Annotated in this window: 7 protein-coding genes and 1 tRNA gene; 3 read left to right on the top strand and 5 right to left on the bottom strand. The window is 69.2% G+C overall.

Annotated elements, in window-relative coordinates; genetic code table 11:
- Positions 1–260: 260 nt before the first annotated feature.
- The gene (locus NBZ83_RS26755) at positions 261–1,664 is read right to left on the bottom strand and encodes an aspartate aminotransferase family protein (RefSeq protein WP_261564791.1); all 1,404 of its coding nucleotides are present in this window, start codon (positions 1,662–1,664) and stop codon (positions 261–263) included.
- 228 nt (positions 1,665–1,892) lie between these two features.
- Here NBZ83_RS26755 and NBZ83_RS26750 point away from each other — a divergent pair, with 228 nt between their 5' ends.
- Together NBZ83_RS26750 and NBZ83_RS26745 are read left to right on the top strand one after the other, a co-directional pair.
- Complete coding sequence (locus tag NBZ83_RS26750) at positions 1,893–2,381, top strand: Lrp/AsnC family transcriptional regulator (protein ID WP_163551453.1); 489 nt, start codon at positions 1,893–1,895, stop codon at positions 2,379–2,381.
- Positions 2,382–2,705: 324 nt separating this feature from the next.
- The gene (locus tag NBZ83_RS26745) at positions 2,706–2,969 is read left to right on the top strand and encodes a hypothetical protein (RefSeq protein WP_261564793.1); all 264 of its coding nucleotides are present in this window, start codon (positions 2,706–2,708) and stop codon (positions 2,967–2,969) included.
- Positions 2,970–3,493: 524 nt separating this feature from the next.
- On the opposite strand, the gene NBZ83_RS26740 is transcribed toward NBZ83_RS26745, so the two are convergent.
- Positions 3,494–3,570: transfer RNA gene (locus NBZ83_RS26740), tRNA-Met, on the bottom strand.
- A 118-nt stretch (positions 3,571–3,688) separates the two neighbouring features.
- Positions 3,689–6,709, bottom strand: coding sequence for a UPF0182 family membrane protein (locus NBZ83_RS26735; RefSeq protein ID WP_261564794.1), 3,021 nt, complete (start codon positions 6,707–6,709; stop codon positions 3,689–3,691).
- A 158-nt stretch (positions 6,710–6,867) separates the two neighbouring features.
- On the opposite strand from NBZ83_RS26735, the gene NBZ83_RS26730 reads away from it, so the two are divergent.
- Positions 6,868–7,374 carry a PPA1309 family protein gene (locus tag NBZ83_RS26730; protein ID WP_261564795.1) on the top strand — a complete coding sequence of 169 codons (507 nt, stop codon included), beginning with the start codon at positions 6,868–6,870 and terminating at the stop codon, positions 7,372–7,374.
- Positions 7,375–7,463: 89 nt separating this feature from the next.
- Here the strand turns inward: NBZ83_RS26730 and NBZ83_RS26725 are convergent, their stop codons facing one another.
- Together NBZ83_RS26725 and NBZ83_RS26720 are read right to left on the bottom strand one after the other, a co-directional pair.
- Positions 7,464–8,504: a YlbL family protein gene (locus tag NBZ83_RS26725; protein WP_261576022.1), complete on the bottom strand. Its 1,041-nt coding sequence runs from the start codon at positions 8,502–8,504 to the stop codon at positions 7,464–7,466.
- Between the two features lie 98 nt (positions 8,505–8,602).
- On the bottom strand, positions 8,603–8,874 hold a 272-nt coding region (locus NBZ83_RS26720; RefSeq protein WP_261576021.1), incomplete at its 5' end, for a hypothetical protein.

The following is an 8,874-nucleotide window of genomic DNA, read 5'->3' as shown; positions in this document are numbered from 1 at the left end:
CCTCCAGCCTCGCCCCGGCCCTCGACCGCCTCACCGGCCACTGATCCCACCTCGTCGACCGCGATCCCGCCAAGGAGTGATCACCGACCACGTGGGGGAAGGGTGGAAATTCGGCGATCCCGCGGAGGTTCGGCAGTAGTTCAACTGCGCAGGTCAGGGGTTGATCCAACAGGTTAGCCGGGCCGACCACATTCTCACGGCGAGCCAGCTCGGGTTGACTGCCGGGACGGCTGGCCGCCCGTCGGGGCCGGTCGGGACCGTCAGGCTATGAGGTCGCGGGCAAGGTGATCGAGGCTGTCAAGGTAGCGGTCGACGTCGGCGTCGGTGTGCTGCACCGACAGGGTCCACTCCTCCTCGCGGCCGGGTGCCATGAGGACGCCGCGGTTGGCGTTGTAGAGCCAGGCGAGCTCGGGAAGTTCGGCGTTCTGGTGCGCCATGAAGGACGTGTAGTCGCGGATGGGCGCGTCGGTGAAGTGCACGCATCCCTTGGAGCTGATCCCGACGGTGTAGCCGGGGATGCCGTGGCGGGCGAGGATCTCGTCGCAGCCGGCGATCAGGCGGTCGTTGAGGTGGTCGAGGTGGGCGTAGGCCTCGGGGGTGAGAACCTCCAGCAGGCTCGCGCGGGCGGCGGCCATGGTCAGCGGGTTGCCGTTGAACGTGCCGACCTGCTTCACCCGGTCGGAGGCGACGATCTCCATGATCTCCGCGCTCGCGCCGATCGCGCCGGAGGGCAGGCCGCCGCCGAGCGCCTTGGCCAGCGTGATCATGTCAGGTCGGACGCCGAACCGCTCGGTGGCACCGCCGGCCGCGACGCACAGGCCGGTCTTGACCTCGTCGAAGATCAGAATGATGCCGTGCCGGGCGGTGATCTCCCGAACCGCCTCCAGGTAGCCGGGCTCGGGCAGGACGACGCCCAGGTTCATCATGGCCGCCTCCATGATCACGCAGGCGGGAAGGCGCCCTTCGGCGGCGAGGGCCTCGATCCGGCGTTCCATCGCGGGGGCGTCGTTGAACGGGACCGGCACGGTGAGGTCGATGACGGCCTGCGGGATGCCCGCCCCGTAGCCGAGGGAGTTCATGTTGTCCGCCGGGCCGATGTCGTCGTACGGCGTGCCGATCGACACCATCACGTAGTCGTGGTGGCCGTGGTACGAGCCGAAGATCTTGATGATCGTGTCGCGGCCGGTGACTCCGCGGGCGATGCGGATGGCGTCCATCGTCGCCTCGGAGCCGGAATTAACGTAACGCCACTGCGGCAGCCCGAACCGGCGGGCGAGCTCCTCGCTGACGACGACCGAGTCCTCGGTCGGCATCGCGAAGTGGCTGCCGAGGGCGACCCGTTCCGTCACCGCTCGCACGATCGCGGGATGGGCGTGGCCCTGGACCATCGACCCGAAGCCGTTGTGGAAGTCGGCGTACTCGTTGCCGTCGACGTCCCAGACCAGGGAGCCCCGGCCCCGGGTGAGGTAGATCGGCCACGGGTCGCGGATCTGGTACGACGACGGCACTCCCGACGTCATCGACCGCACCGCCCGCGCGTGCATCTGTTCGGAACCGTGGGTCCGGGCCTGTAGCCGGGCCTCCTCCCGCTCGGTGAGCTCCGCCGTCCTGGCATGCAGTGCGGCCTGGATCACACTTGCCTCGGAAACGATCAGATTCGACACCGTCCACGCACCCCTTCAGCCAAGCGCCTAACGAAAGCGTAGCCCGACTGGCCATTGAGCGATGGAATCCGTAGACAAGAACCGATTCGGGTATCGCTTCCCCGTTCGTCCACTCGTAGCCATACGATGACAGCGGGACGCCCTCCGCGCAGTCCGGGCCGGCGAGGCCCGACGCTTCGGCCGGCGATCGGACCGGCGCGTCGCCGGGTGAGACGAGGAGGTGGCCGGGTGCAGTCTCGACGGACACCCGGCCACCGATCCGCCTCGGACGGGCTGCTGGACGACATCAACAAGGCGATCATCGAGCAGCTCCAGCAGGACGGCCGGCGCTCCTACGCGGCGATGGCGGCGGCCGTCGGGCTGTCCGAGGCGGCGGTGCGCCAGCGGGTCCAGCGGCTGCTCGATGCCGGGGTCATGCAGATCGTCGCCGTCACCGATCCGCTGCGGGTCGGCTTCCGCCGGGAGGCCATGATCGGCGTGCGGGTCACCGGCGACACCCGGGTGGTCGCCGACACCATCGCCGAGCTCGCCGAAGTCGACTACGTCGTGCTCACGGCCGGCTCGTTCGACCTCATCGTCGAGATCGTCGCCGAGGACGACGAGCACCTGCTGGATCTGATCAACTCTCGGATCCGCGCCCTGCCGCAGGTGCTTGCCACAGAGACGTTCGTCTACCTCCGGCTGGTCAAGCAGACCTACACCTGGGGAGCACGCTGACGCGCCGCCGCGGGGTGGGCCACCGCGGGACAGGCCACCGCGGGACAGGCCGACAAGCGGTGGAACGGGGTTCGGGGGCACGAACGGGACGGCGACCGGCAGTGGCGAGTCACGGCGACGACGGCTATATGCCGTGGCCGCAGGCATCTCCGGGCCGGACCTGGTGGACGTGCACCCATCGTCACGGGTGAGGCGCCAGCAGCGGGGAACGGGCCGCGGAGTCACACCGCCGACACCATCCTTCGAACAACCAAGCAGTACCAACAAGAGTCCAACATGTGCAACGACTGTCAAACAACTCGGCCCAGACATGATGGGGTGAGCATGGCGCTGGTCCACCATGACCCGCAGGACGGCATACTGACTACTCGCATTGGCCAGGCCGAGATCACCGTGCGGCCCGAGCCTCCGGCGAGCGCAGGCAAGGCACCGGTGATCCTTCTCCGGTTGGACGCCCCGATGCTCGATACGCTCGCCGCCGCCTACCTCGATCCCGACGAAGCCCGTCACCTCGCCCAGGCCCTACTCCGCGCGGCCGAGGCAGCCCGCCCCGCCAGCCCTTGGCGCACCCCTCGGCCCCAGCGCTGACGCAGCGGCGATCAGCCGGCCGCGACCGGGGCCGGCCCGTAAGCGCCGAGCGAACCGGTTGGCCGCCTGCGGCAAACGACCTCCCCGGCCCAGGTCCCGGTCGGGCACTCCCCGAGCCTGCCCTGCCTGACCTGCCTGCCTGCCTGCCCAGAGGGATAAATCGAGCGCAGAACCCTCTGGATAGGCAGGGGGCCGGTCCGGGCGAGCCGCGTAATCGGCCGATCACGTAGCCGTGCCGGGGTCTAGTCGCGGTTTTCGGCTGGAACCGTGGTTAGGCCTCGGCACGATCTGACCGGGATAACAGGTGGAGCAGTCGGGTCGAGGGCGCCAGTCGGGCAGCAGGACAGGGCAGCTACCGCAGTGTGAGCACGGACACCCAGTCAGATGCGCGAGACCGGCGCACGAGCCGGATGCCAGATTGCCCAGGGGCAGCGCGGGCGCGCAGGTCTCTACGGAAGTACACGGCGGAGGAGCCAGAGAATGGCGAAGGGGCTCCCGGATAATCTCCGGGAGCCCCTTCGCTGTGGTAGCGGGGACAGGATTTGAACCTGTGACCTCTGGGTTATGAGCCCAGCGAGCTACCGAGCTGCTCCACCCCGCGTCGGTGTGTCTTTACTATACAGGGCCGCCACCGGCAGATGTCAAACCGATGGCGGCCCTAATTTTGGAAAGTTTGGGGCGAAGATCGCAAAGCGGTACCTAGGTGCATTCCGCCCGTATCAGCCGGACGTGGGCGCCGCCCGTGGCTGCTGCGGCGAGGCGGTCGTGCTGCCCGCGGCCCTCGGTGAGCTGGTCGGTGTCGGCGACGCGGAGCCGCTCGGGGTCGGACTCGCCGCCGGGGGGGTCGTGGGTGGGCTGGCGAGCGGCCGCAGTCGACTCAGCGCATCGGCCAGGTCGGTCTGCGCCTGACCGTAGGCGTTGAAGTCCGGCGGGTTCTTGCGTAGGGCGTCCTGACCGGCCTTGTAGGCACGGTCGGCGTCGTTGACGGCGTCCTGCAGTCCGGACGTGGACGTCCCGCCCGTTACGGCGGTGCCCGTGCCGCCGCCCTGGGTGGTGCCCTCGCTGCCGCCGCCGGTGGCCGTGGTGGCTCCGCTGCCGGCGCCGGCCGCGGAAGCCCCAGCCCCGGAGCCGAAGACCTTGTCGAGCGCCTCCCCCAGGGAGGTGCCGAAGCCGATGCGTTCCCCGAAGGCGGTGGCAATGCCCTGCAGGGTCGGATAGCCCGAGCCGCCGCGGGCCTGGACGTAGTACGGCTCGACGTAGAGCAGCCCGCCCGCGACCGGCAGAGTCAGCAGGTTGCCCTCGATGGTCTGCGAGCCGGCGCCGCGCCACAGGGTCAGTTTGTTCGCGACGTCACCGTTCGCTTCGATCGCGTTCTGCACCTGGACAGGGCCGTTGATCGTGCCCCCGGGTGGAAGTTTGAGCAGGGTGAACTGCCCGTAGTTCGACGGGTCGCTGGAGACCGCCATGTAGGCCGCGAGCTTCGACGACCGGGCCGAGATCAGCGGCGACGTCAGGTTGTACGACGGACCGGAGCGGCCGGGTAGCTGGCTGTAGACATAGAACGGCGGCTGCGGCTGCCCGCTGCCGTCGGGGGAGTCCGACACCTGCCAGAAGTCCTCCTGCGAGTAGAAGTCCCGCGGGTCGGACACGTGGTACTGGCCGATGAGGTCACGCTGGACCTTGAACAGGTCCTCGGGGTAGCGCAGGTGCTCCATGAGCGAGGGCGAGATGTCCTTCTTCGGCTTCACCGTGTCCGGGAAGGCCTTCATCCACGTCCGCAGCACCGGGTCGGACTCGTCCCAGGCGTAGAGGGTGACGGTGCCGTTGTAGGCGTCGACGGTCGCCTTCACCGAGTTGCGGATGTAGTTGACCTGGTTGGAGGGCTGCCGGGCGCGGTTGCCGCTCTGCGCGGTCACCGAGTCGGCGGTGACGTTGCCCAGGGTCCGCCGGGCGGAGTAGGGGTAGCCGTCGGACGTGGTGTAGCCGTCCAGAATCCAGGTGATGCGGCCGTCGACGACCGCGGGGTACGGGTCACCGTCGAGGGTGAGCCAGGGCGCGGCCTTGCTGACCCGGTCCCGCGGGTTGCGCTCGTACAGGATGCGGGAGTTCTTGGTGATGTCGCCGGAGAGCAGCAGGTTCTTCTCGCCGAAGCGCAACGCGAACAGGGCCTGGCGGAAGGTCGAGCCGATCGAGACTCCGCCGTCGCCGGTGTAGGTGGTCGTGGCCTGGGTGTCGGCCCCGGGGCCGGGCCCGTCGATCTCCACCTGGCGGGTGCCGACGACGGAGTAGTTCGGCGACAGCTCGCCGAAGTAGACCCGGTTCTCCTTGACGCCGAAGTCCCCCTCCTGGGGGAGGTTCCGCTCGCCCTGGTCGAAGGCGGGCTGGCCCTCGTCGACAGTGTTCGACGGGGCGGCGACGAAGCCCTTGCCGTGGGTGTAGGTGAGGTGCTCGTTGATCCAGTTGCGCTGGTCGACACCGAGCCCGGCCTGGTTGAGCTCCCGCACGGAGACGACGTAGTCGCGGGTGGTCTTCTTCTTGTCGGCGCCGGTCACGGTGTACCGGTCGACGTCGAGGGTCTTGTCGAACCTGTAGTAGCCGCGGATCTGCTGGAGCTGCTGGAAGGTCCGCGACAGCTTGCTCGGGTCGAGCAGGCGGGTGTTGGGCACCGTGCCGGTGTCCGCGGCAACCTGCGCGGCGTTGACGTCGGTGCGGGCGGCATACGGCTGCGGCTTGACGTTCTGGATGCCGTAGGCGGCTCGGGTCGCCGCGATGTTGCGGTCGATGTACGGCTGCTCGCGGGTCGCCTCGTTCGGCCGCACCTGGAACTGCTGGATGAACGCCGGGTAGATGCCGCCGATGACCACCGACGACAGCACGAGGATCCCCGCGCCGAGCAGCGGCAGCGTCCAGCCCCGCTGGAAGATGTTGTAGATGAACAGCACTGCGCAGGCCAGCGAGATGAACAGCAGGATCAGCTTCGCGGGCAGCACGGCGTGGACGTCGGTGTAGGACGCGCCGGTGGCCACCCCGCGCGAGGAGAACACCGAGCCGAACCGGTCCAGGTAGTAGGCCCAGGCCTTGAGCAGCGCGAGCAGTCCGAGCAGTACGGAGATGTGCGCCTTGGCGGCGGGCGTCACCCGCTCCCCCGGCGTCTGCAGCCGGATGCCGCCGAACAGGTAGTGGGTCAGCACGGTGACCAACAGCGACAGCAGCACGACTGTCAGCAGGAAGCCGAGCAGGAAGCGCTGGAACGGGTACGTGAAGGCGTAGTAGCTGATGTCCCGGTGGAACTGGGCGTCCTTGGTCCCGAACGACTCGCCGTTCACCCACAGCAGCCAGGTCCGCCACCGGCCGGACGCGGACAGCCCCGCGGCCAGGCCGAAGGCCGCCGCGATGCCGAGAAGGATCAGCTTCATGTACGGCTCGATGGCCGACCGGTAGCGTTCGAGGTTCTGCTGTTCGGTGGAGAGCGGGCGCAACTGCGGCCGAAATCGATAACCAAGTACGATGTTGATCCCGATGACGACGGCCATCACCACACCGAAGATGAGGAACAACAGGATCCGGGTGTAGATGACGGTCGTGAAGACCTTGCTGAAATCGACCGAGCGGTAGAACAGCAGGTCCGTGTAGAGCCGCGTGAAGATGGTGAAGAACGCGATCACAAGGGCGACGACCAGCAGCACCGGGACGATCACCTTGGCGCGGGTCAGCACCGGGCGGCGGCTGGTCGTTGCCACAGTTCCTCCGGGCGGTCAGAGACGGTCAGGTGTTCATCGGAAGGGCGGGTCTGGGTTCGCCGGACCTGCCAGCCGGGCGGTGCCGACGTGAGGGCTTGTACTGCCTCAGTACGGCAACCTACGCCAGGCACTCATGGCGGATCGGAGAGGATGGGTTGGTGAGCAGCCCGAACATCACGGAGTTGACCTCCGTCGTACTTGAGGTCGAGCGGCATGTGGCGGACTCCGGCTGGGACCAACCCAGCCAGGTCTACGCCCTCGCCGAGACCGCCGACCTGCTGGCGCGGGAACCCGCGCTGGCCCCCCACATCGGGGATTCGCCGCCTGGTTCGCTGACCCCGGTCGAGCAGGAGCCGCTGCCGGTGGGCCGGCTCGACGAGGTGCTCGCCGGGATCGGATGGCCGCCTGAGGTGCTGGGCTGCGTGCTGGTGACCGAGCTCGTCGTCCTCCCGCCGAGCGCGGAGGAGGAGGCGCCGTACTCCGACCACGAGATCGAGTACTGGGCCGCGAACCACCCGGAGCGCCAGGACGTCCGGCTCGCCGTCGGGGTGACCCGCAGCGGGCTGCACGCATCCTGCCTGCGGGTACGCGGGGACGACGAGCTTGTCGTCGATCCCGACCTGGCCGACAACCTCGTCGACGGGCTGCTCGCGACGTTCCAGTGACCTCGACCGCCCGGTGGGGCGGCCGGCGACCCGCGTGGCCCGGGGGCCGTCCGCACGTCCCACCCGGGCGGCCCCGGTGATCGGACCGCTCAGCAGGACGGCACGCTCGCCGCCGGACTGGTCCGCAGCGCGTCGACCGCCTTCACGGCGCCGGCCAGGGTGTCGACCTTCACCAGCCGGGGCGCGCCGGCGGAGTCCACCGAACGGGCGTCGGCGCAGTTCGCGGCCGGCACGAGGAAGACCGAGGCCCCGGACGCCTTCGCACCGAGAACCTTCTGCTGGATGCCACCGATCGGCCCCACCTCGCCGGCGGCCGTGATCGTCCCGGTACCGGCGATGATCTTCCCCCCGGTGAGGGGCCCGGGGGTGAGCAGATCCACGATGCCCATGGCGAACATCAGGCCGGCGCTCGGCCCGCCGACGTCCGACAGCCGGATGCGGACGGTGAACGGGTAGGTCCGCTTCTCGGTCGTGGTGATGCCGATCATGGCCCGGGACGGGTCGTCGGGCGCCGGGCGAGTGGTGATGGTGGCGCTGGCCGGCTTGCCACCCCGCTTGTAGGTGACGGTGACGGCCGTTCCCGGGCGGACCTTGCCGACCTGGGCGCGCAGCTGATCCTGGGTCGACACAACGACACCGTCGACCTGGGTGATCACGTCGCCGGCCGCGAGCCTGCCGGCGGCGGGCGAACCACTCGGAATGGTGTAGACGGCGACCAATCGGCCTGTGGCCGCGACGCCGAGCTGGGTGAGTGCGGCCGCCGTGGCCTGGTCCTGCGAGTCCAGCATGGCCTGGGCGTTCTCCTGCTGGACCTGCTCCTGGCTGGAGCCAGGGGGACGGATGAGCTCGGTGGGAACGACCGCTCGGTCGCCGTTGGCCCAGTCCTGCAGGGCGCTGACCAGGTTGAGCTTGGGTGTCTCCTCGACTGTGGTCAGCTCGAGGCGACCAGAGGTCGGGAAGGTGCGGCGACCCTCAATGGTGATCAGCCGGGTGCCGTCGACGGCGCCGAGCGTGTCGGTGACCGGCCCGGGGGCCAGAGTGACGAACGGTACCGGCATCCACAGGCCCACAACGAGAAGCACCAGTGCCAGTACCGACGCCACCACGAGGGACTGGGTGCGCCGGGCCATGAGCGCAGTCTATGTACCGGCCTTCACCCGGACGGTCCGGCGTCCGCGGCAGGTGGCCCTGCCCCGGACGCCGGACCCCCGACGCACGGTCAGCACGGTCAGGATGTTTCTGGCGGTTGACCCTCGGCCGGGCGCCGCAGCGACGTCACGTCCATCGGCACGGTGTCGGCAAAGGGGGATACCTGGGCACCGGTCGGGACACCCAGGTCGCTCAGGTCGCGCGGGTCATGCGGGGTTATCAGGTCATGCGGGGTGAACGGGTCGTTCAGGGTGAGCGGGTCATCGTCCGGGGGCGGTTTGGGGTAGCCGAAATCGTCGAGGTCGGCGCCGGTCCACGTGGCGGACTGGGCGGGTATCGGGCGGGCGAGCG

Source organism: Frankia gtarii (assembly GCF_025403375.1).
In the GTDB taxonomy this organism is placed as follows: domain Bacteria; phylum Actinomycetota; class Actinomycetes; order Frankiales; family Frankiaceae; genus Frankia; species Frankia gtarii.
The sequence above is the reverse complement of the archived record's forward strand: the minus strand, read 5'-3'. Positions and strand labels throughout refer to the sequence as shown.

Excerpts from the sequence above, each read along its gene's own strand:
- NBZ83_RS26725 (WP_261576022.1), bottom strand. The coding sequence starts at position 8,504 with ATGGCCCGGCGCACCCAGTCCCTCGTGGTGGCGTCGGTACTGGCACTG.
- NBZ83_RS26745 (WP_261564793.1), top strand. The coding sequence starts at position 2,706 with ATGGCGCTGGTCCACCATGACCCGCAGGACGGCATACTGACTACTCGC.